The sequence below is a fragment of the Desulfobacula sp. genome, assembly GCF_030145145.1.
Classification (GTDB): domain Bacteria; phylum Desulfobacterota; class Desulfobacteria; order Desulfobacterales; family Desulfobacteraceae; genus Desulfobacula.
Map to the genome: position 1 here is coordinate 47,131 of NZ_JAQYWD010000003.1, position 22,462 is coordinate 69,592.

The window sequence follows — 22,462 nt, forward strand, 5'->3', positions numbered from 1 at the left end:
CACCATTGCTTAAATGTTATAGATAAATGTCAAATCTTTATGGACGGCTGCCAGTGTTTCATCCGTGGCATTTGATGCAACGATTTCTTTTTCCACTGCATATTTTTTTACGGTATCTTTTTGTGTTGCACTCATGTCCGTATACGCTTTGTTTTCTGCTAACACCTTTTTCATCTCCACGTCTGACTGAATATCATCCGTGATCACTTTTACATCAGCGGTTTTATATTTTCCTTTTATGGCATCACTCAACGCTGCTATATCTCCCACAGGAATTGAATCTTTTGACATAAACGTAAGAATAACAGGTGTCCCCAAAGGAACTTGTTCGCCAGCCCTGGGAAATTGATCCACAACAACCAAACGGGTTGGATTGATTTTTTCCGCGTCAACATACTTGGATAGATCGATTTTTTTCTGCAGCTCAGATGTATCCCGCAGGGCCATTTTCAATGTTCTGGAATCAACATTTGTCGCCAGCAATGATTGACGGGACAAATTATTATTTGTTGTCAGTGCCATTTTAATTTACCTCATTTTATTTTGATGAAATTGTCTTTGTTTCACCCAACACCAAACCCAAATTTTCCAGGGCAACCCTGGCCTCATTGAGACTCAGACCCTTAAGGTCCGGCACTTTTTCCCGCTGTTCCACGGCTGCTTTAGCTGACACCAGAAGTGCGACAGGTCCACCGACGGTATGGTTAAGACCTGCTTCAGGAACCTGATTTAAAACTTTGACGTCAGCGCCTGATTCTTTTATATCTGCTTGAGTCAATTCTTTGCCGTGACTATCGATAATTCTATTCAACAAAAATCCCGCCTCTTTTATTGCACTATTGGCAGCAACCAGGCTAAGCCCAAAATAATTGGCAACTGACTTTTGCTGTAGGGTTTTCGTCATTTCAATCTTGGTAACGACGGGTGCGTTACCTTCCGGCACAACTAGTTCTCTTGTTTCACCGGCATAGCCGTCAGCTTCAACAAACAATTTATAGTTGCCGTGGGAGATATCCCTAACAATGTATTTTTTAATATCAGCTCCGGCATAGGTCGCGATAACAGGGGGGTTTTTTTCTGATGTGAGGGTTATCTGTGCATTCTTTATGACATGATTATCCCCATCATCTATCACCGCAATGGTCAATTGACTCGCGGATTGATTGTATGCCTCATATAATTTTTTAATTGAAACAATGACATTATTCCATGCTTCAGAAGTGATCGGATCACCGGGTGTTGCAGTGATTAGTGGCGGATGTGTGATTGCCATTTTTTACTCCTTGTTATACTGTTTGTCGGGTGGTTGGCTTGTTCACCCCTTTATTCACAAAACCGTGCCATCAAAAAATATTCCTTTTCCTGTCAGCGCAGTGGTTTCTCGTAAAACACTATGGTTGATGATCCAGTCATCGGAATAATAGGCCACATTTACTCGAATCCCTGCCCCTCTAAAGCGCTCCAGACCCGCACGGATCCAGGCGGTTAAATCAACAGACTCCAGATATTCATCCAATGCCGTCAAATCATCCGGTATTAAAATGGTTACAGCATATAATTCGTGCTCCTCCCATAAGAGTTCTACCTTGCCGGAAGCAGGCAACGCATTCAGTTCAACCACATCTGTGGGAAGGGAAAAAACACATCGGTTAAATGCATCCCCATCAAATACGCCCTCTTTCACTGAAAATTGCCAGGTACTATCACCCAATGGTATCCGGGGCATTTTAAGTTCAATTAACGGCAGGATGACCGGTCTGGGAAATTTACGGTGCAGTGCCCCTTCCGGCGCCACAACCACAAACAGATCATCCGGTGTGACCACCACTTTTTCTTCATCAAATAAGGCGCCTTCAAACGTGTAACACCGGTCCGTAACATCTAATCCGTTTAAGTATGCCTTTCCCTCCCGGGTAAACAATAAGGTTTGGCCTTCCATTATTGTTCCGTTAAAGCCGATTCCCTGGTGGGTGGTGAGGTTAATGATTTGAGGAAAAACGGTTCGGTTTTGTATACCAACAATTTTGATGGCGATCCGGGTATCAAAAAATCCGTTTTTCGTGATGGGAAACCGTTCCCTCTGGCGCCGGTCTTTGATCGCACTGGATTTTTCCATAACCGGATTTTCCACCAGATAAAGATACCCTGATCGATCAACCAGGGTTTCATCTGCCATGGTTTTATACTTTACAGCCAGGCGGTGTATAAATCCGCCCCGATAGGTGTCATCTATCCAGATATCATCATCAGGATGTTCTAATGCAGGCGTATTCTCTTCGGTAAAAAGTGTTTCTGCGGCAAGCAAAATACATGTCCCTTCCAATAAAGACCAAATGGTACCGCACCCGTCGGCAAACACCTTGACGGTTCGCTGAACTAAGGTCCGGAGAACAGATAGATACGCTTTGTAACCGGTGTGATCCCGGGGACCAAACACGTGTGATAGATAAAAATTCTGTACGATTGCAAAATCAGCGGACGTCAATCCCAACAGAGCCGACAGACGGTGCAAATCCGCCGCGTGTCGTGCCAGGAACAACCGATGGGACCGTAAAATATCCGCCATCCTGCGCTCACATTCATCCAGATTCCCTCCGAGAACAGCACTGATCTCGCCCATTACCTTTCCGGTATGGTCCGTCCGCATAAACGCGGGGAAATGCTTGAGAATACTTACGTCTCTGCCCATAATCAGGTTTTCTTTTCTTCTGTTGTTATTTTTCTCAACACAGCCTGTTCTTCCGGAGATAACATCATGGTTTCATCCAATTCTTTGATCATCAGGCCGGCCTGCTCATATTCCACGGTCCAGTGCTGATCCGCTTCGGTCAGAGTAAACACGTCGCTGGGCTGCAATTGTGCCTGTATACCGGATGAATCAATGGTGGCGGGAGCGGTTGAAAAATAGCTTACCAGTTTTTGTTTTATCTCCAGTTCCGCTGCAGCCAGTGTGTTTGCCACTTTTAAGCCCAGGGAAAATCGAAAATCAAAATACACTGGCGCACCAACAAACAGCACTTGAATATCCGTTTGCTTGTCCAGAAATACTGCCCGTTGTCCATCCGGAACGATCAGGTTTCTTCTACCCTTCTGGGTGACATCCTCTGATGGATAAAGGTCCAGCACAATATCCCGTATGCCGCCCTGGGCCATAATAGTGACAATTAATTGATTGAAAATAATGGCACCCCCAATCGGTGTGCTATCTACATGGTCAAAGACTGCAGTAACAATTGAATTTTTTAAACGGGTCTTTTCATCCGCGGTTAAACGGGTGTTTTCCGGATAAATCAGGATATTACAGTTGATCGGCAGCCTGAAATCATCACCGGCCATGGAAGAACTCATGCTAACCTCAAACGCGCTTTCTTCTCTTAAGTCTTCATCAGACACGGCCACACGGTTATCAATTGAAATCGTATTTTGCAGATTATGCTCAAAGCGAACCCCTGCGGGGCGGCTTGCCAGCAATGCGTTATCAACATTAGCAGCTAACGCTGCGTCGGGCTCTCGAGCAATAAAGAGTTTCACTAACCCTGGATGACCCTGAAAGTCTTCAACCAGCTTTATGTCATTCTCTTTTAACCCGGCCCCGGAAGTGATGGCATTAACAATAGCGCCTTTGGTTGCCCGGCCGGCTCGTTCCATCACACTTTTTGCCCGCAACCGTAATTCTTGATCTGATTCTTTTTCACCACTGAATAAAGTGGGCGCATCATTCGTTACAGCGGTGATGCCATGAATGGCTTTATTGATGATATTAATGGCGCTGGCTGCCACAACACCCGTGGCACCTGCAACCTCTGATCTTACCGTGGCTTCCACCGAGAGCTGTCCTTTCCGCAAGGTACGGTCACTGGTTGTAACAAAACTGACCGGAGGATTCAGGTTTGTTGATAATTTTGTATCCGCCGGAATATAAATATCTCCCGGGGCGGCTGATTCACGGTATAATCTGACTGTGCCGCCGGCATAATCGCCGCCTTTGCGCGTTAACCCCAGCAGGGCGACAACCTGATCCAGGGCAGTGCCGTTTGCGGTATCGATAAATCCGGATTGATATACCATTTCCAATTGTTTTTCAAGAACCGCTAATTCCCGGCTGAAGGCTTCGGCAAGGGTGCGCGTCAGGCTGCCAACATTTCTATCTGTGAGTAAGGCGTTGTCGCTCTCATGATGATAATAACTGACAAAAAATTCCGACCCTTCGTCCGGCCAGATAGCGTTTGCCCCAGGCAATAATGCATCTTCCGTATCCGTGAGAAATTTTATCTTGCCTTTTGTTGTAAACTGCCAGTCTCGCCCCGGTATAAAAACGAGAAAAGCTTCAGACGATTGTCCCAAAACTTTAATGGTGTTGACCTTTACCTCACTAAACGACCGGGACAGACTGTAACCGGGTGTTTTGGGAAAAAATTGATGCACCTCCCGGGTTTCTCCACCGGTCAAGCCGGTGAGAAGCTGATCAACCAGTGCAACATACGGCTCTGCAATATAATTCATGTTTGTACCTCGAAATAAAACGGCAGAACAAAATTAATGACCTGGTTGATCATTCCCAGTTTAATGTCCAGGGCAATATCCACCCGGGATGGATCCAGGCGACGATCATACCGAATGTCAGCCCTTAATATTTTTTCGATGCGCGGTTCTTTTGCCAGCGCTTGTAATATATACAATTTAACCAGGCGGCGATTATGTTCCGTGTTTGGCTCACCAATCAGTTCATTGTGCCGGGACCCATAATCGGGATGCCCAAGTGACGTCATTTCTCCATAACCGGTTTTTAAACGATGAATAATGGCCTGGGTTATGTTGTCAACACCTAAAGCCAAGGCCAGATCTCTCTCTTTTTTTCCCCGTCTTGTAACCTGTGCAGTATCAAAATCGACATCTTCATACCGGCCATCTTTAATGCGGTAAACAGCCCTTAAGTCGGTACCGAATTTTTTGATTACGTCTTTTGATAAATTAGTATCCATACCTTACCTGAATATCGTGTTGCTGATTGTTGAAAAACCCCGGGTTGCCCCTCCTGTTTTAACGGGTGGTATCAACCGGACATGTCATTCAAATAGGGTGCTGCCGGCGGCCCTATCACCTGCACAATCCCTGGCCCGGTGGGACAAAAATCTCCCATTCTGATCACCGGTAAATTATCAATTGTTATTCCCTTTGCCAAGGGGGCACCAATCGGTAAAACATAGGGCACGCCCGTTACCGAGTGTATAAATTGGCAGCTGGACCCTTGCACCGCCAAGGGCATTCCCCCGGCAGTTGCAGTGACCTGGGTAACGGCGATGATTACACCCATGTCCGGTGCGCCGGCCATTCCCGGGGATAGCAGGAGTGCACAACCAATTGTAACCGGCATTCCAGGCATTTTTCCATTTCCTTAACTGGCGCTAAAACTCGTCATTCCAGCAATGGTAACCATTGCACCTTTTAAGGTTCCGTCTGCGCCGCCTTCAACCTTGACCGAAGCCCCGGCTTTCAATGTTCCATTCATACTGCCTTCAGCCAGCAGATCTGCCCCGGCTTTTATTTGTGCATTTCCGCCGGACTCCAGTATGAGATCACCGCCGGCTTCAATGGAAATATTTCCGTCCGCCTTGAGGCGAATGTCTTTTTTGCCGGTTAATTCAAGGGTTCCATCGTTTTTCATCATTAATGTTGAATCACCAATGACAATCGTCGCTTCATCGTCAACAATTGTAATTGAATTATTATTGGGAAACACCGCTGAAAATCGACGGATATCCGTCTCTTCCGAATCCCGGGTTTCAAAATGCCACTCGTTGGGTTTTGCCACTGGCGGTCTGTCCACATCGTTATACACGCTACCCGTAATCACCGGATGGTGAAGATCTCCGCCTATAAATTGAACAATGACAAGATCCCCTATTCTGGGAAGTGCCACTGAACCAATCCGCTGGGTGGCAACGCTCACCCGGGGGAGTGAAATCCCTGAATCTCGCAGTATGACACTGACCTGGTAGTTGTTTTTATCCGCATCTGATTCATGGGAAAATACCTCGGTTACCTCACCCAGCTCTGTTATGTGCAAACTGGAGAGCGCTTCTTTGACAATCGCCTGTATGATGCCGTAAAGATCCTGACCTGTGTATGCCGGCATAGACATTATGCTTGCCCCCATAAATGAATTGTACTTCGAAACCCCCGAATACCGTCCAGGGCATGATCAACCCCGCTGATTTCATAATATCCGTTGGTATGACCATCCGGCATGTCTTTTAACTCAACAACCTGGCCGGGGTTTGCGTCAGGTTGTCCCATGACCATGATTTTTCCTTTAATCCCCCGCCGCTCAATATCCCGTTGATAGGATTTGGCTGCGGTTTCCGCTGCTTCTTTAGTGGTACATAAGGCACTGGAAAAACGGCGCGCATTTCCTTCTCCAGCCGTGGCAGCAAGATCCCGGGAAGACTTAACAAACCAGGTGCCGGCGTCAGTACCTTCCTGGCTTGTGGGTGACTCAGGGATGATCTGGATCGATGAAATGGCCGGTCTGGTTTGCGTTATTCTTGCATCCATCAAATTGATGCCGTACTGATACGTGTAATCTGCTGTGAACGCTTCTCGTTTTGTAAAATTGATCTTTCCCTTTTCATCGGTAAACACATCAACCCCGCATATTCTTGCCAGCGTGTGTAAGTGTTCAAATAATGAAACACTGCCATCTGCTAAATATTTTGAAAGCTGGATGCCGGCATCAATGGTTCCGGTATCAATGCCAGCTCGATCGGCCAGGGCTTTAACAACATCTCCTGCTGTTTGATCAATAAAGGTTTCATCAATTCTGGTTTGTACCAGCGCTTTTTGCGACCCATGGGCGACACCCTGCACCTCATTTAAGGTGTATTCAAGGGACTGAATGGCACCGGTAAACACTGTTGCACCCCTATCACCCCACCCCATATCCAGTGAAACTGACGCATCATTGCCAATATCCAACCCGGCATTCAAGGCCATGGCAAACCGTAACTCATCGGTACGACCCGATAATCGACGACTGACCCTTATGGCACGCAAAGGACTGACACTGACGGTCATGCCGTCAATGGTGAGTTGTGCGTATGGTTTTAATTTGTTTGCCATAACCTATGCTTCATTGTCCGAGGTATAATAATCCATTGCTTTTAAAACACCATGTCCTTCATATAAAAAGGGAATCGTGAGCAAATTATTGGCCTCATACACATCAGCAAATAATCCGGTCACATGGGTATGCAGATGATTGTATGCACTGATACCGGTATCACCGGCTTCCATGACCTGCTCACCCTGGGTGATAAATTCCCAGGAGATATCCGCATCCGTCCAGGGACTTGTTTTATTCGGCCGTGATAACCGCGATGAAAATACACGCTGGATAAATCCCTGCATACCATGACCATAAGAGCAGCAGGTCGCTGTCAACGCTTCATAGCCCTTAGCCGCGATATAGACCCCACCGGTAGTGTTGTAGACAGTGTCTGCAGGTGGTAAAAAGGTGGTACCTACCGGATAAGAGGTGGCTGTACCATGATTGGCTGCTGTGATATCCGGGGCAAAAACCAGGTTGGGACTGTCGTCAAATGTCTTGCCGGCCATGGCCCTGTCCTGATGTTTGTCAATAAATGCAAACGATGTCCCGGAAGGTCGGGCCGCACTTTCCCTGGGTATCGGAGTCGACCCATCCGGCAGTGCCGGGAAAACCACATCCAGCGGAATGTCTGTGTCTGTAAATGGATATTTCTGCAATGTGCCCGATGATGGTGCAGGGTCTGCATAGTTACGTCTCCCGGTGTAGGGAGAATAAACCTGGGGGTATTGTATCAGGTTATCCGGTACAGCCTCACCCGGCGCTATTTCCATAACATGGACAATCTCAATATAGTTCCAGTCACTGGTATCATGATCCGCAATGGTGTCCCTGGATCTTCTGACGATACCGCTGCGGGAACACAAGACCGGCTCCCCCTCTTTGTGGGAAAAGTCATAGGCGTAAGTTTGTTTGCCTTCTGGAAAATGACTCCAGATTCCCATGGGATTTTGTACACACTGCATGTCACGGCCACGGGTCCAGGGCAATTTATAGGTTGAATGTTCCAGGGCGGGAAATCCCATGTAGGTTCTTTCCACCCCGGTATCATCCAGGCAGTAAGTGCCGTCATTTGTATTGCCATTGGTAAAGAAATACAACATCAGATAATTATCTATGGGCCGGCCAAACAGCCCCAGCAACCCTGGAAAGATTGACGTAGTGACTTCAGAGGCCCCCCATAGGTCGGAAAAAAACAGCCCTTTAATGCATCGTTCACGGAAAGGCAGCATGCCGAAGCGCACATTATGACTGAACCATTCGCCGGCAAGCAGTCGTGATGCAATGCCGCCAAACAAATATTCACTGACCCAGGTGATGGCGCCGCCACCGAGAAACGTATACCAGAATTGTTTTGCCGGACCACCGCCGACAAACCCGTAATTTTTCTTGTCTGTGTGGGAGAGGATGCCGGGAAGCATCATGCTCATGAGTTCACCAAAAAAATAACAGGTACCGGCAAAACAATTGTTATTCCGGTTATGCCATGCTGTTTCTTTTTCTTCCTCACTTAAGTCTGTGGCCGAGGAACGCCATTGCGCTGCCTGTTCCGGGTCATTATTCAACAGGGTCACCAAAGACAAAATGGTTTCACGCAGGGTCCAGCTATACCGTCGATAGGTATAGACTTCTCCATAGTCACCCAGCATATTGATGATCACATAGGGATCATTGCCCCAGGACCACCGTCCTTCATGACTTTCAAAGCCACCCAGGGTGGTAATCACCGGCAGGCCCAACCATTGTGACCAACGGGGAAAATCAATTTTTCCGGCGCCATTGATAACGGCTTCCATAAAATTCCACATGATATTAGCCGCATTACTGGCCACATCCCCTTTTTCAATTGAAACAAGATGGGGAATACATTCAAGTGCCGGGGTGATCCAGGCCGTATGAAAGGCCAAGGCTTCCATGGTTTCACGGGATACATGTTTATAGGTGAACCCTCGCAATTCCGGGTTTTCATAAATATTCACCGCTTCTGCGGTGTTGTCACAATAGGACACATTTTTGCCCGCAACCCAGGAGGCGTACCAGGCGGTCACTTCATTGCCACCGGCGCCACTGGTTCCGGCAGCAGTTTCACGGAATAGCATGCTTTCGTCCGGGGTCCTTGCGGCATACCAGCCAGGGCTTTCATTTCTGCTGGAACCACTATCGCCAGAATGTGTTCCGGCTGCCGCCTGCAATTGTTGAACAATGCATTGGGCAATATTGGCAAGCGGTTCTACAATTTCCTCACCGGCATCAAAAAATGTTTTGATAGTTGTTATTGTTTCATCAATGGAATTACTTTTCCAGATATGCTCAACCGCATTGATCAGCAATTGTTTTTCAATACCGGGAAGTTTCATTTCATCCATTACAAAACCGCGCAGGCGATCCACACGATAACTGAAATCCAGCAGGGCAATGGCTTGGGCATCCCGGGCGCCATTCTTGTAGTCTTGACGTAATACCATTACTACGGTGTCAAACATGTCACGGATCAGGGTGTGTATGGTATTCCCGGAGACGTCCAGGTCATCGACTGCCAGATCCCATACATCAGCGACAAATATTTTTATCTTCTCCAGCGTCAGACCGTCTAATATTGATTGTATGATATCGATAATTTTTGGAATGGTGTCAAAGATATCGGTATCCAACCCATTTATCAGGGTGCTGATGGTTGTTTCCATGGGTGAAAATAAGTTGCGGGCTTTGCCAAAAGCCAATCGCGCGTTTTCTTCCCGAAGGACAAGAAATCCCCGCAGCTTAGAAACCATAACCGGCAATATTTTTTCTCCAATTTTCCGGCCCAGCCGAGGGTTTTGAATAAAGACCCGGGTCAGATCTGCAATGAACTGGATTTCATGTTCACCGACAGTATCTGTCGTTGCTTCAAAGGCATCGGGTTTTGCTAAAACGGCAGATAAACTCATATCGGCACCGCCTGCATCATGCCTTGATAAGCGGTATCGACTTTATTCAGCTCAATATCCAACTCTTCGGCCAGACCATCCATTCTTTCCAACAATACCGCGATGGGATCGGTTAAATCGAAAAGCGTTAATATGGGTTCGATTTTCTCATCAAACGCGGGCTGAACAACTTCAGAAATGAGCGTGTCCGGATTTAACGCCCCAAGTTTTAATAGTGTCTCAGCATAGGTATGATCAATTGCTTGTACTTCAGCGTGTGGCAATACTTGCTCGACATCAATTAACGCCAGGGTATTGTCCAGTAACGTCTGCAAGGATTCCCGCAAGGGTTTGGGATTGATATCATTAAATTTTTGTTTGACAGCAGTAAAAACATCCTTGAGTTCCTGCTCAAGAAAATCCAGGTTTAAATTCCTGATACGGTCTACCATGCCCGCCAGTATGGTCTGAATCTCTCCCAATGATCCCGGCCCTTCCACGATATCTGAAAACAGATCGTCCATGGCATCAACAAACCCCTGTAATCGATTAACCGGACCGTCAAATGCGCTGAACGCGGTTGTGATGCTGGAAAATAAGTTGCTTATCGGTTTAATGGTATGGTCCTGGATGCTTTGCTTCATCATATCTTTAACCGTTTGTGACGTTGGATTATCCAATTGCAGGGCCCTAAAGGAGGAGTCGGTCCCAAAAAAACGATCCTCCCAATCGGCCAGCAGATTCTCTGTGTTGCTGAGTGTGGTCTGTAAACCGGTTTGGGTTTCCCGAAGCTTGCCAAATACCAGATTCACGGGTGGAGAAACCGGATTAAACCGACCCCGTATGGATAACAAGGCCGTCTTTTGCGGGCCTGGGGGCAAGACGTCAATTGCAGATGGATTCAACCGCCCATAAGCGGCTAACAAACGAGGGTGTATGGTTTGTGGGTCCAGCGTATCCAGAGCCGTTTGCAACGGTGTGACGGCTTGACTGATTTGAGACATAATCCCCGTTTTTTTTAGGGTGTCGACATTTTGTGACATCTGATTCAGTGTGATGTCAATGCCGGGTATTTCCGGCAGGTTGTCAACCTGGTCCAGCACCGGTTGTAACCATTGGGTTAACTGGGCTTCCGGATTTGCCAATTCAGTTACCATGCCTGTCAATGTGTCCACCAGACTTTTTATTTCAGTCACAATCGCCCGGGCGCTTTCCAGACCTGAAACGATTTTTTCCAATATTTCAAACACTGATTCTTCGGGTAATATGTCAAGAAAACTGGTGGTCATTTCATTTATCTTGTTGTTTATCGGCTCAACAATGGCGCTGGGATCCAATTGGGTTAATTGCTGCGCCATGCCATCGTACAAATCTTCCACTGGTTTTAGCAAAGTAACAAGATCAATTTGCCTGGAAATTTCTTCTTTTAAATGGGTGAGGGCAGTCTGGATGGGGGTTAGCACCGTGCTGGGTGTAAAGTCTGCCAGATCTTTGAGTAGATTGTCGTATTCCTTGAACAAATCATTCCCGATGAGTTTATCCGGAGAAATTTCGTTAAGCTGCGCAGCTAATGATTTTACGGGTTCCTGAAGTTGTAAGAGGAGCGCTTTGGGACCCTCTTCTATGAGGTTGTCCAACTCTGATGTCAGCGTATGGATCGGTTGTTCAAGGTCCTGTGGCAACGCGTTAATGGCCGTCTGGATCTGCTGTTTTAAATCATCGCTCAACAACGATGATGGAACCAGTTGGAAGACGTCTTTGACACCATCAATACCCGTCACAACACCATCCACAACAGGGGTAAATGATGCGGCCTGTAGTTGCTCAGTTATTGTCTCAATAGTGGATTTAATCAGATGAATCGCATCCATTACTTCCTGGGATGAAAATATAGCGGTCATCTGATCAATCATATCCTGTATCGTTGCTTTTATTTGTTCAGGATGAAAGCTGTCAACGGCGGATTCTATCAAATCAACAGCAGAGGTTACGGCAGTTCGTATGGGGGTAAACAATTGATCGATAACGGACTTGATCGTGTCGTGTATTTCCTGCAGCGCGTTCTCTACACTCTCTTGAAAAGTAACCGTGTCAATGAGGTCCAGCGCATTTTGGACGTCATCGAAAACTGCCGACACAGTGCTGGTGACTTGCAACATGGCGCTGTCAAAGGTATCCAGCGCATCACCCAGGCTATTTGTCACAGCGCTTAACGCATCCTTCACCACCGAAGTGTTCAGCAATGCAAGCATATCGGTCATCTGTTTAAACAGGTTCTCTGCCGCTTTGGTTAACTCTTGAATACCGGATTGATGGATTCCCTGTTGAATGAGATCATCAATGATGACGAAAAAATCAGCTGTAGCAGGTGGTTTCAATAATCTTTGCAATTGCAGCATGGACTGATTCAACCCGCTGCTTAATTTTGACAGGGACTGATTCAACTGGACCAGTTCATTTTCTAGTACCGTGTCACGGAGACTATCCAACAGCGGTAATAATATATCCAGAGACGTATCAACAACACGTAATTGGTCATCCATGCCCGTGATATCATTTGCTTCCAGCCCAGTGGCAATCTCTTCCATTGCACTGGCCACTTGTATGCTTTGAGTCCCTAATTCATTAAAGTCTATTTTTACCAGGATATCATTGACCTGTTTTGATAGGTCATGCACGGGTTTTAATCCGTCCCGATCCAGGGCAGTTGTCAATGAGGTGAGTGTGTTCTGAATATGGGTCTGTATTCCGGACGAATCCATTTCAGAAAATCCAACGCCTGTATTTAATAATAGAAATACGTCGTCATAAACCGGGACGTGGGACATGTTGACATTATCACGGGGTATCCCTTTTAAAACGTCTCGGAAAAACCCAACCGCATTTTCAGCATTAAAAGGCGTTGGAAAAGCACCCACTAACGCTGAAATATTTTTTGTTGCGACAACAGCGCCACTCGCTGAAGCATCCACTGATGCGCCGGCATTTGCCTCAGCAGTGCCGGACCCCTGGCTGCCCGAGTCTTCGGCCCCACCTTCTGACCCGCCATTTCCTGTTGCCAGGGGTTCACTTGCCGCAGGCCCACCTGCAGCGCTTGAACTTGTTGGGCTTTCACTGGCTTCTGCCAAGCTTGCCGGGGGGCTGCCGCTGGCAGTAAACTGAAAACGACTAAAATCCATTTCGATCAATACTGACAACGTCTCAAGACACTGGATAAACGCCTGGATGGAAGTTAAAACATTGACATCCAGTACGTTATTTATCCCGGACAACACGCTGTCCAGGCCACCGGTGATGCTATTGAAGTCTGTGGGGATGACATCGGATATACCGGAAAATCCGCTGATAAAATTATCCGGCAAACGGATATTTGTCAGAGAAATATTCGACAACCCTTTGATAAGGTCATCAATCTCTTCGGGGGGACTGTTGATCAGATTGCTCAACGTGGATGCAGCACTGGTTATCGACCCTATTTGGCCATCGAGATCTGCTAAGATGCCGCTGGAAGAAATCAGGCTTTGCAATTGCTCGGGTAAACTTGCCATTAGCTGCCACTCCCAAAAAGCGACTCCAGGGCGCTGGAAGCCGCATCCAAGGCACCCATGCTTTTTTTAACACCATCCAGAGCGGTCGCCAGGGGCGGTGAGGGATCACCAAAATCAGGGATAGACAGCAAATCGGGTATTTCCATCATATCAAACAAATTTCCTGCATCTATATCAAGTCCCAAATCCAGATCCGGCCCCAAATCGTCTAAGCCGGGGAATCCTTCGCCAAAACCGTTGTCGGTTGTTGGCTCAGGTGGGGGAACATATTGCCTGAGTTTTAATTGGTATAGAAATGGACTGTCAGTGCCGGCGACTTCCTGAACACGAATGCTTTCGATCAGGATCTCAAACACTTCTGTAGCCGTGACGATATCGGCAACAAAGTCCACTGGTTCAGCAGCATCGTACATCTCTCTGACGGATTCGAGAAATCCATCTCTTGCCTCATCTTTGGCCAATGATCCCTCTATAACAATGATGACCGACTCAGCCCCAAGGTCCTGACTTAAACCGCCTTCCAGTCCTGGAACCGGAATATCCACAATGCGTCGGTTTTGATCAGCACCAATACGCTGTAATCCAGGCACTTCCAAGTCACCTATCATGGGGTGAATATTCATGAGAGATCAACGCCTCGCAGCCTGGCTTGTCGGGTTAATACTTCCACCAGTTTATTTTCCACCTCTTCCTGTGCCATCCACTGCACGGCAGTCTGTAATTCTTCCGGAATCGTATTGGGACTGCTCTTTTGTGTCGTCACGGGTGTTTGATCTTGTTGGTCCTGAATTTGATCCGTCTGATTTTGTATGGTTTGGCCTCGTTCAATAACAGGCGGATTATTCTGCTTCGGTGTTATTCCCTTATCAGATCTGTTGAATGTTTCATCAAGTTTTTGATGAAATTTTGCCGTTGCCCTGGCTGGCGCCGTCAGTTTTTTTGTTTCTACTGGATTGTTTTCAATACCCTTACGATCAATACCTGTTTTTTTATTTCGTACCTGGTGAATGGATTCTTTTTCGCGTATAAAGTGTTTTATCTGCTCTGATACGATATCGCCGAATCGAATCGTGTCATTCTTTGCCGGCTTTTCTCTCCCTGCTATCTTAGTATTGGCCTGGGAGATGAGGGTTCCGATATTCGCCGGTTGTTTTTTTGTTAGGGTACCCTTTTTTTTATTTGACAATTGTTTTTCAAACACAAGTCTAACTTTGTCGTCTGCTATTTTTTTGGTGTCTATATTTTCTTGAGTGGTCGTCCTATCCCCAGATGCAACATTTTTGTGTTCCCTAATTGATCTTGACGCTATTTCATCCGTGTCTTTGGGCGTATGGATATCGTTCTGATGGTGTTTGATATAATTTGAATCAGCAATTAATTTGCTTTTTCCCTTTAATACATTCCCGTATACAGGATTCATATTCGTTGCCGGCCTTTTTTTCTCTACTATTTCTGCAGTGGTTTGGGCGATGTGTTTTTCGACCGTTGTCGGTTGCTTGTTTGTTGTGCTAACCGCTTTTTTGTTTGACAGTCCTTTTTTAAACAGGGTTCTAATTTTAGTGGCTGCTTTTTTTTTGGCATCTATGTTTTCTTGAGTCGCCGTCATAACTGCATCATTTTTCAGTTCAGTGATTGATCTTGACGCAATTTCATCGGTGTCTTTGGTCTTATGAATATTATTCTGAGGTTGTTTTATATGTTTTGAATCAGCAGTTAAGTCACCTTTTATTCGTTCAACTATGGATGGAAGGTCTTTATGAATTTCGTTTTTGATCACGTTCAATAAAAATAGTTGGGTCTCTTCATCCCCTTTGGAGGCAATTTTTTGCCCATTTTTATCGAGAACCGTATGTTTAAGACCATGGGCAAGCTTTTTAACTTCATCTAACAACGATTGCTGTCTTTTATCAATGGGGTTTTGTCCTAAAAGGGAAAAAATATCTTTAAAAAGCATTGATACATCCGCATCAAGGGCATTTTTCAGGTCACTTGGTCTGGCATTAAAGTTATGGAGGGTATGTATCATGGGTCCTGACTTTCAGATTGATTTTGACGGATCATTTCAATATACATCAACACCTGCCCCAGGGTGAGATCAGAAATTTGCTGGGGCGACCAGCCAAATTCTCTGGCCAGAATAAAACAGGCTTTTGCCATGGGTTCCTGAACTGCCTGGGTTAATTCATCTTCACTGGCCTTTAATCCACTGATTCGTTGAACTTCACCCAGGATGTAACGAATCAGTCCGCTGTTTAATTTCATCACCTCTTCATAACTCAACACCGGCTCTATCACTGACTCTTTCACCATAAGGGCTGACATCAATCCGTCGTTGTCCCGGGATGCTTTTAGAATACGCTGCACGGCATTCATGGACAAGGGTGTTAGCTTTATTTTTAATCCCGGGCCATTGCCAGGTTTCAATTGCCCGGGGTTAATTATCTCATCCGGTACTTCCATGTCATAACTGAGTGTACTGCCGGCCAGTAATTCTTCAGCACTTAAATAAGCCATTGCTTAAGCCTCTGCGTCTTCTATACCAACCCACAGTGCCTGAAAGCCGACCTTTTCCATGACAAAATCATCTTCCGGAATATCAAATGACCAGTTTTCCAGTTTTACACCGTATAGGGTAACGGCAGATGATGTCCCCTCCTTGGCCGGGTTTTCCAGCCGCAGATTCAAATTAAATGTCGGGCTGATAAAGGTGCCGGCCGGGCGACTTGATGCCGCGTCTCCAAGAAACATTTTCAGCAGGGCGCCGTTGATGAACGCTCGATCGATACTTCCATGAACATTGACATTCCCTGGTCGCAACTCGGTTGCATACCGCTGTCCCAACTCATGAAACGGTTTTAAATCAGATTCCACTGTCACCTGCACACCCGTCACCCGTCCCACCGGTGTTAATGCGTATGCATCAATTACAGACTGTGCACTGTCTCCTTCTGCGCCACTATCAACAGAAACGGATATGGAACCATCTGAACCTCTAAAAACATTAGTATTGGCCATTTAAACCTCTCCTTGTTATTTAAACCTCATATCAAAAGCGTGAAAAAATTATGACAAATTCATAATCACTTTGACATAATCGATACTGAATGTGGGTTTCAAGTAGAGTGTTACCAATGCAACTCCCGCAATTTCCTGTTCCCGGGTAGCCGTGACTTCCAATTGAAAATCTGTGAGCTGCTCATCGAGTACCATTTGCGACAAGAAACCATTCAGTGTGCCATACATGGCACCACGAACGCGAGCATTATTCAGTTTGCCGATATACGGCAGTGTGGCGCGACGCACCCCTTCCTTTGCATAATCAACAATACGACGAATAGAGACCTGTTTAAACGCACCCGTATCCGTGGTAATCCCTTTCACAACCCGATACCCTGCTTTTTTTTCAATCACCAACACCCGATTATTCAAGAGATTTTTAATTTTTCCGTCGTTATAGTCCGTAGTGATGCCGGGGATTTTTAAGGTTTTATTCGTGGGGCTGGCTTGAACGGCAAGGGATGCAACCAGTCCTGCCACCGCTGCTGCAGTATAAGCGGGTGGAAGATTGACTTGTCCACCACCGATTAAATCAACCGCTTTAATGCCGGGTGCGGTTAACACCACTCTATCATCTGCCATCTCATCTGCGTTTGCCGCAACCGCTGACGCTGAGTCTTCATCTGCACCAACAAATGTTAACCTTTCCCGGCCCGCGTTTTCGGCTTTTTCCGCATGAGCTGCCAGGGCAGCAGCGGCATCGCTGAAACCAAGCCCCGCTAACACAACCAGATTCACAGGCTCGGTATCCAGTTGTTCCAGGGACAGGGTATATTGTGACGTGCCGGCTGTCTCTCCGTTTGCACCCCCCTCCAATGCAAGTGCATCGGTCATTACATCGGGCAATCGAGGATCCGCACCGGTGACAATGGTGGCAGTCACAAGAATTGAAGCCTTATCAATATCCCGCTTCAGGTCGGTGGCATCTACAATGGTAAAGGTCTCTTTAACATTAAGGTAACTCATTTCAATATCACGGCATGCTGTCTGTAACACTTCGTAAGAAGCAGAGATTGAATCTCCGTCAACGGGTAAATCGTCTGCATGAAATGTCATGACACCTGTTACAAGGCCTACATGTACTTTTCCTTTTGCTGCAGACCCTGTGGTGGATAGTTTGAGCCTGAACGTCTGCCCTGTATCTGCCCTGGTTAACTTAACCGCATTCCGCGGCGATTCAGCAATATTTGCATGCAGTGGCTGTAGCGGGTCTGATGTAATGTTCTGACTACGGTTTTCAACATACCCATTTTGGGAAGCCGCTTTAACCCGAACATAAATATTATGTCCCCATGTTCCTTTCGTTCGCGCGGTTAACACAACGACATCGCCGGTACCATCTGCCAGCGCTCTGGAGGCAGCGGAGGCACTGTTTTTTGCGGTCCGGACGGCATATACGGTGGACCCCCCATTGGCAAACGCTTGCTGCAGCGCTCTCACCAGTGTCAACTCGTTACTGCTGCCATCTACCCATGCATCGTATTCGCCAAAAATTTCACGGGCTTCCGCAAAACTCGACAGCACGGCAACAGAATCAACAGCCCCTTTATTCGCGGTACCCACAATCCCAACATTACCTGTAGCGATACCACTAACCCCTATTAACCCTTCTGCTCGGACATCAATGTACGTGCCCGGAATAATCATTTCAGTAATTGATTCTGCCATCATCACTCTCCCTGTGATTTACGATTAATCGAATAGATTTTAATTAACTAACGATAAACGCTTCTTTTAATTCGCCTTCCAGGCTAACGGGAACCTGATGAATAACGCCGGTACCGGGGACTTCTTCAAACCGGTACGCAAACGTGACATTAATCCCGATAGCCATTCTCCATAATTTTCCATTATCAAAATAATCCGGCCCCCGAGATCCATTCAGGGCCAGATGCCTGAAAATTCCATTTACCGTAGTGGCACCCCCCATGTTAAAGACTTCCGTCATGAAAGCGCGAGATCTATCCACCACATTTTGAGTTTCTATGGACCAGAGATATGCATCAATACCTGCGAAAAATTGGCCGTGTACTATTATTTTGTTGGCTTTCGGATCTTCCTGGGTTACCCCGCCGATACCATTTTTTTCCTTTTCGATGGTCCGCAGGACAACAACGTCATCAGGTAATTTATTGGGGGCGCCGGCAGGTGAAGGAAGCGATCCCACAACCGTATCAAGGTGACCCAGCATTTCAGAAACTGCATCAGAAAAACTCATAGGAGGCACCCGCCATTATGGGCGTGTGGAGACAGAGAATCTTTTTTTCTGATAGAATCAGAAATTAGAATAAAATGATATGTCTGACATAGTGATTTGTGTTTTTTAATGGCAGTAAAGCAATTATTTTCATGCAACCCATTCATGAAGCCTATCCCCTCATCTGGATTAAATGGACTAATTTTTCCTGTTTTTAGTTGCTTTATTTTTTTTTAATGGCGTAATATAAAATATCTTTGTGCTAAGGACCTGTCAAGTAAAATTTAATTGTTGAATGATTTTGGGCCGTTGTCTTGGGGGTCCCGGATTCAAATAAACCCTGCACAGCAGAGTTACCAATGGTCTGCCATATGTTCAATCGGTATGCCTCATCCGGTTTATGGCGGCGATAAATCCAAATCGCCTGAATTCTGCAAGATCCTTTATGAAGTTCACCTATTGTGAGAACACTTGGTGTTACACCACGTCCTGTATTCCTTATTCGGTTTGTTTTTTCCTTTTAAACGAAAAATTGAAAATCGGTGGTAGTGGCCTTTTTCTTTGCATAATCCTGGTGCCATCGCAAAGGGACCGGCATTTGGGCATAAAGGGTTTTTCTCTCAGCCTCAAGGAGGCGGCGCGGCAGACCCATGAAATCCGCCGCGCACAATACCCTGCGACCGGATACGGCGAAAAGCCTGTTCAGCCACTGTAACCCTTCACGGTTTCTCATCAGGTGATGGTCGAGAATCAGCATGTCCACCGATCTGGCTAACCGCACTGCATTTTGCCAGGCCCGGTCACGTTGCCTTGAGGTCAGTTGTTCAAGGTAGAGCGGCGGCCCGTCGGCCAGCAGAATATCCGGCTGCCACTCAAGAACAAGATCCACTGTATCGTCGTCCAGAAGCTGAATGTCCGAGGCGTGCACAAACACGGTGTCATCTTCGATTCTGGTCATCATGACCTTTTCGTTTCGATCTGTTCGTTCGCCATGGGGTACGGGATCGGAAAAATGCAGTTGATGGCCGCCTGATCCACCATCCTGCCATTGGGCATCAAGTCTTTTTTTAAGCGCCGCCGATCTTTTATTTTCTTTGGCAGAAAGATATTCAGATGATTTGGCCCATATCCTTACCCCGGGATTCAGGTTCAGCACCCTGCCGACATCCAGTTGATAGGGGTTTGCATCTGCCAGGGGAACATGGTCGCCGTGAAAATGACTGAAAACAATATCCGTGGCAAGTGCCCATGTCTGTATTATCCTTTCCCGGATGGCTTCGCCCACTGCCACCTGAGCCGGATGGGGTGCCTGGCCGTTGCGAATGAACCCAAGGGCAATACCCGGATCAATGAGAATTTTTTTTTCAGCGGTGGTAACAACGCAGCATAATCCACGGACACCCAGTGATTCGGTTCCTATAATGTCTATTTGCATGTTGAAGATCCTTTTTTTCCTGCCCAGGACATCCAGTAGGATTAAAGGTTGCACAGAGTGATATAACGGTTGCGGTTGTTTTCCAGGCTGCGGGCCCCGTCAGCCTGGATCAGAGCACACTGGTAGTGCCTGTCGGCAGTTCCGCCCTGCCATTCATTTGATCCCAGGGTGTCACAATGGTAGACAGATAGACCGCTTGATCTGCAATACGTGTCAAGACCCAGGCGGGACCGGTTTTCAATGATGAAATATTCATTGGGTTTATTGGTGACAAAGTATTTATGGACAGTATTGTAATCCCCGTGTTTTGCCTGGTACCTGCCCGGGTTATTCAGGATGATTTCGTTGTCGGCCCACCCGGCAAGATGTCGCAGATAACCGGATACCGGGGAAGGATTACGTCCATGGTTCAAATGACTGCCGCTGGCCATGAGGCAGAAGTATCCCATGTCGGCGCTGACATCGGAATCTCCATCCCTGCTGCCGTAATCGTAAAGATCTGGGAAACGACAGATCAGATGTCCTGCCTCATGGCAGAATGTCCCGATTTTCATGTCCACGGGTTTTCTGCCCAGGCTCTGGATGGTATACAGATCCGTTCTCATACCGTTGTGCTCATAGTCCATGGAATAATTATGGGGCCAGAGCCATTCCTCGTAAAGGGTCTCTCCTGCGTAGAGGAAATTGATGGCATCCACCACACCTCTGTTTTTGCAGTCAAATTGGGCCAGATCCACCCCGAACTCTCTAACGGCAAGATCCAGGGCTTCTTTCATGCAGGGATGGTTGATATAATGTGTTCTGTTTTTTCGCAGGGTCACCGGTCCCGCCACCGTATTGGTATATTCAAGCCGGTTGCTGGATATGATGCTATAGTATTCCTTCACCGAGCAGGAATTGCCATAGGCATTGAAATTGTCACCATTGAGCAGCACATCCACATCTGCTTTACTGATTTGGGTGGTGACATCCTTGAAATTGATCAATATGGTCAGGCTCCTTACCTTTTAATCTATTGATGCCCTTGTTTCACCCCATCGCTGAAAGATTTTGACTCAGAAACAAGTCAGACGAGTCAATAAGAATTTCGATCCACACCGGGTTATGATCGGACACCTGATTCCGTTTCCAATACCTGTGATAATAGGTTCGAAATGCCGTATCAGATGTTAAATTACTTGCATCATCCTTTTGATGGATCATGACATCGTGATAGTCTCTTCTGGATGCTTCGGTAAAGACATGGTCATAGACATTAAACACATCCCCGTTTTCTTTTCCGTTTTTATGAATGAGCTGAAAGAAATCATTGGTTCGCAGGAAAATTCTGTCGTAGATTTCATTGTTGCTCACATTGGTGACTTTTCCTTCCAACCCTTCTGATTCCTTGAATTTGCTGTCATGGAACAATTGAATGATATCCTCATTGTTCCGGTAAAGGTTGGTATCCCCCAGGAGGATGATATTCTCGTTCCAGAGATGGCCCCTTTTGATTTTTTCTTCTATGGCCTTGATAAGAAGTCTGACCTCCTCCTTTCTTAAGGACTTGTCATCGGCATTGTTTCCGGGATGAAGGTGTATATTGATGATGATAAAGGATTTCCATCCAGCCTTAAACCCGGTGATGGCGGGGGACCGTTTCAATTGCCGGATGGGGGAGTCTTGTGTGATCTCATCCCACAGCGTGATTTCCCCGGACAGTCCGGACGGTATGACTTTCCTTTTGTCATAAATATAACCGAATCGTTCACTGTTGCCGTCATTTCCTTCGGTAACATCCGTGATCACATAGCCGAAATTATTATCCAGCAGTTTCATGACAATCAATAGATCTTTCAGCGTACTTTTGATCTCCTGGATGGCGATTAAATCAAATTTACTGATGATTTCGGCAATGTACATATACGATTCCGGAAGCCGTTTGTCCAAATGTCCGAACTCTTTTATATTCCAGGACGCAAGCAAAAGATTGTGATCATTTTTTTTAACCGGTATTCGCTCAGCCAGCGCCGCTCGCAAATGGAGCAGGTTGGGAAGGATTGCTCGTCTGTCATTGTCGGACAGCCCGGGGAATACCAGGGAATATTCTTTTCTGTCATGGTCTTTTTCGGGTCTTAGATCATTATACCAGGGCATGGGGCTTCTCCATCTGTTGTTTAAATGTGTTTATTTTTTCGGTTATTTTCTGGCAAATGCCCAGAAAAAAGACAAGTC

19 protein-coding genes are annotated in these 22,462 nt (G+C 46.5%); all 19 read right to left on the bottom strand.

The features are described from left to right. Positions 1-9 precede the first annotated feature (9 nt). Complete coding sequence (locus Q1Q15_RS01990) at positions 10-522, bottom strand: hypothetical protein (protein WP_300455918.1); 513 nt, start codon at positions 520-522, stop codon at positions 10-12. A gap of 16 nt (positions 523-538) precedes the next feature. Next, positions 539-1,273, bottom strand: coding sequence for a hypothetical protein (locus Q1Q15_RS01995; protein WP_300455920.1), 735 nt, complete (start codon positions 1,271-1,273; stop codon positions 539-541). Between the two features lie 54 nt (positions 1,274-1,327). Further along, positions 1,328-2,689, bottom strand: coding sequence for a hypothetical protein (locus Q1Q15_RS02000; protein WP_300455923.1), 1,362 nt, complete (start codon positions 2,687-2,689; stop codon positions 1,328-1,330). Between the two features lie 2 nt (positions 2,690-2,691). Continuing rightward, complete coding sequence (locus Q1Q15_RS02005) at positions 2,692-4,503, bottom strand: baseplate J/gp47 family protein (RefSeq protein ID WP_300455926.1); 1,812 nt, start codon at positions 4,501-4,503, stop codon at positions 2,692-2,694. Next, positions 4,500-4,982 (bottom strand): hypothetical protein, encoded by a 483-nt coding sequence (locus Q1Q15_RS02010; protein ID WP_300455929.1) that lies wholly within the window; start codon positions 4,980-4,982, stop codon positions 4,500-4,502. The genes Q1Q15_RS02005 and Q1Q15_RS02010 overlap by 4 nt, the downstream gene beginning before the upstream one ends. A 71-nt stretch (positions 4,983-5,053) precedes the next feature. After that, the gene (locus Q1Q15_RS02015) at positions 5,054-5,374 is read right to left on the bottom strand and encodes a hypothetical protein (protein ID WP_300455932.1); all 321 of its coding nucleotides are present in this window, start codon (positions 5,372-5,374) and stop codon (positions 5,054-5,056) included. A gap of 21 nt (positions 5,375-5,395) precedes the next feature. Next, positions 5,396-6,136, bottom strand: coding sequence for a phage baseplate assembly protein V (locus tag Q1Q15_RS02020; RefSeq protein WP_300455934.1), 741 nt, complete (start codon positions 6,134-6,136; stop codon positions 5,396-5,398). 5 nt (positions 6,137-6,141) lie between these two features. Then, positions 6,142-7,119 (bottom strand): hypothetical protein, encoded by a 978-nt coding sequence (locus Q1Q15_RS02025; protein WP_300455937.1) that lies wholly within the window; start codon positions 7,117-7,119, stop codon positions 6,142-6,144. 3 nt (positions 7,120-7,122) lie between these two features. Next, entirely contained in the window at positions 7,123-10,032 is a 2,910-nt protein-coding gene (locus Q1Q15_RS02030; RefSeq protein WP_300455940.1) for a hypothetical protein, read from the bottom strand. Continuing rightward, positions 10,029-13,559 (bottom strand): hypothetical protein, encoded by a 3,531-nt coding sequence (locus Q1Q15_RS02035; RefSeq protein ID WP_300455944.1) that lies wholly within the window; start codon positions 13,557-13,559, stop codon positions 10,029-10,031. The genes Q1Q15_RS02030 and Q1Q15_RS02035 overlap by 4 nt, the downstream gene beginning before the upstream one ends. Beyond that, complete coding sequence (locus tag Q1Q15_RS02040) at positions 13,559-14,149, bottom strand: hypothetical protein (RefSeq protein WP_300455947.1); 591 nt, start codon at positions 14,147-14,149, stop codon at positions 13,559-13,561. Before Q1Q15_RS02040 ends, Q1Q15_RS02035 begins: the two co-directional genes overlap by 1 nt. 29 nt (positions 14,150-14,178) lie before the next feature. After that, positions 14,179-15,585, bottom strand: a complete 1,407-nt coding sequence (locus Q1Q15_RS02045) for a hypothetical protein (RefSeq protein ID WP_300455949.1) — start codon at positions 15,583-15,585, stop codon at positions 14,179-14,181. Continuing rightward, positions 15,582-16,073: a hypothetical protein gene (locus tag Q1Q15_RS02050; RefSeq protein WP_300455952.1), complete on the bottom strand. Its 492-nt coding sequence runs from the start codon at positions 16,071-16,073 to the stop codon at positions 15,582-15,584. Before Q1Q15_RS02050 ends, Q1Q15_RS02045 begins: the two co-directional genes overlap by 4 nt. 3 nt (positions 16,074-16,076) lie before the next feature. Further along, positions 16,077-16,574 (bottom strand): hypothetical protein, encoded by a 498-nt coding sequence (locus tag Q1Q15_RS02055; RefSeq protein ID WP_300455955.1) that lies wholly within the window; start codon positions 16,572-16,574, stop codon positions 16,077-16,079. Between the two features lie 48 nt (positions 16,575-16,622). Then, positions 16,623-18,287 carry a phage tail sheath subtilisin-like domain-containing protein gene (locus tag Q1Q15_RS02060; protein ID WP_300455958.1) on the bottom strand — a complete coding sequence of 555 codons (1,665 nt, stop codon included), beginning with the start codon at positions 18,285-18,287 and terminating at the stop codon, positions 16,623-16,625. A 40-nt stretch (positions 18,288-18,327) separates the two neighbouring features. After that, positions 18,328-18,834, bottom strand: a complete 507-nt coding sequence (locus Q1Q15_RS02065) for a hypothetical protein (protein WP_300455960.1) — start codon at positions 18,832-18,834, stop codon at positions 18,328-18,330. Between the two features lie 499 nt (positions 18,835-19,333). After that, a complete protein-coding gene (locus tag Q1Q15_RS02070; RefSeq protein ID WP_300455963.1) occupies positions 19,334-20,248 on the bottom strand; it encodes a hypothetical protein in 915 nt (304 codons plus the stop codon). 41 nt (positions 20,249-20,289) lie between these two features. After that, entirely contained in the window at positions 20,290-21,234 is a 945-nt protein-coding gene (locus Q1Q15_RS02075; protein ID WP_300455966.1) for a M6 family metalloprotease domain-containing protein, read from the bottom strand. 43 nt (positions 21,235-21,277) lie between these two features. Further along, positions 21,278-22,384, bottom strand: coding sequence for an endonuclease/exonuclease/phosphatase family protein (locus Q1Q15_RS02080; RefSeq protein WP_300455969.1), 1,107 nt, complete (start codon positions 22,382-22,384; stop codon positions 21,278-21,280). Positions 22,385-22,462: the final 78 nt, after the last annotated feature.

Coding starts and splice junctions, on each gene's coding strand:
- Q1Q15_RS01990 (WP_300455918.1), bottom strand. CDS start 522: ATGGCACTGACAACAAATAATAATTTGTCCCGTCAATCATTGCTGGCG.
- Q1Q15_RS02030 (WP_300455940.1), bottom strand. CDS start 10,032: ATGAGTTTATCTGCCGTTTTAGCAAAACCCGATGCCTTTGAAGCAACG.
- Q1Q15_RS01995 (WP_300455920.1), bottom strand. CDS start 1,273: ATGGCAATCACACATCCGCCACTAATCACTGCAACACCCGGTGATCCG.
- Q1Q15_RS02045 (WP_300455949.1), bottom strand. CDS start 15,585: ATGATACATACCCTCCATAACTTTAATGCCAGACCAAGTGACCTGAAA.
- Q1Q15_RS02020 (WP_300455934.1), bottom strand. CDS start 6,136: ATGCCGGCATACACAGGTCAGGATCTTTACGGCATCATACAGGCGATT.
- Q1Q15_RS02000 (WP_300455923.1), bottom strand. CDS start 2,689: ATGGGCAGAGACGTAAGTATTCTCAAGCATTTCCCCGCGTTTATGCGG.
- Q1Q15_RS02015 (WP_300455932.1), bottom strand. CDS start 5,374: ATGCCGGTTACAATTGGTTGTGCACTCCTGCTATCCCCGGGAATGGCC.
- Q1Q15_RS02060 (WP_300455958.1), bottom strand. CDS start 18,287: ATGATGGCAGAATCAATTACTGAAATGATTATTCCGGGCACGTACATT.
- Q1Q15_RS02055 (WP_300455955.1), bottom strand. CDS start 16,574: ATGGCCAATACTAATGTTTTTAGAGGTTCAGATGGTTCCATATCCGTT.
- Q1Q15_RS02035 (WP_300455944.1), bottom strand. CDS start 13,559: ATGGCAAGTTTACCCGAGCAATTGCAAAGCCTGATTTCTTCCAGCGGC.
- Q1Q15_RS02005 (WP_300455926.1), bottom strand. CDS start 4,503: ATGAATTATATTGCAGAGCCGTATGTTGCACTGGTTGATCAGCTTCTC.
- Q1Q15_RS02065 (WP_300455960.1), bottom strand. CDS start 18,834: ATGAGTTTTTCTGATGCAGTTTCTGAAATGCTGGGTCACCTTGATACG.
- Q1Q15_RS02050 (WP_300455952.1), bottom strand. CDS start 16,073: ATGGCTTATTTAAGTGCTGAAGAATTACTGGCCGGCAGTACACTCAGT.
- Q1Q15_RS02025 (WP_300455937.1), bottom strand. CDS start 7,119: ATGGCAAACAAATTAAAACCATACGCACAACTCACCATTGACGGCATG.
- Q1Q15_RS02010 (WP_300455929.1), bottom strand. CDS start 4,982: ATGGATACTAATTTATCAAAAGACGTAATCAAAAAATTCGGTACCGAC.
- Q1Q15_RS02070 (WP_300455963.1), bottom strand. CDS start 20,248: ATGCAAATAGACATTATAGGAACCGAATCACTGGGTGTCCGTGGATTA.
- Q1Q15_RS02080 (WP_300455969.1), bottom strand. CDS start 22,384: ATGCCCTGGTATAATGATCTAAGACCCGAAAAAGACCATGACAGAAAA.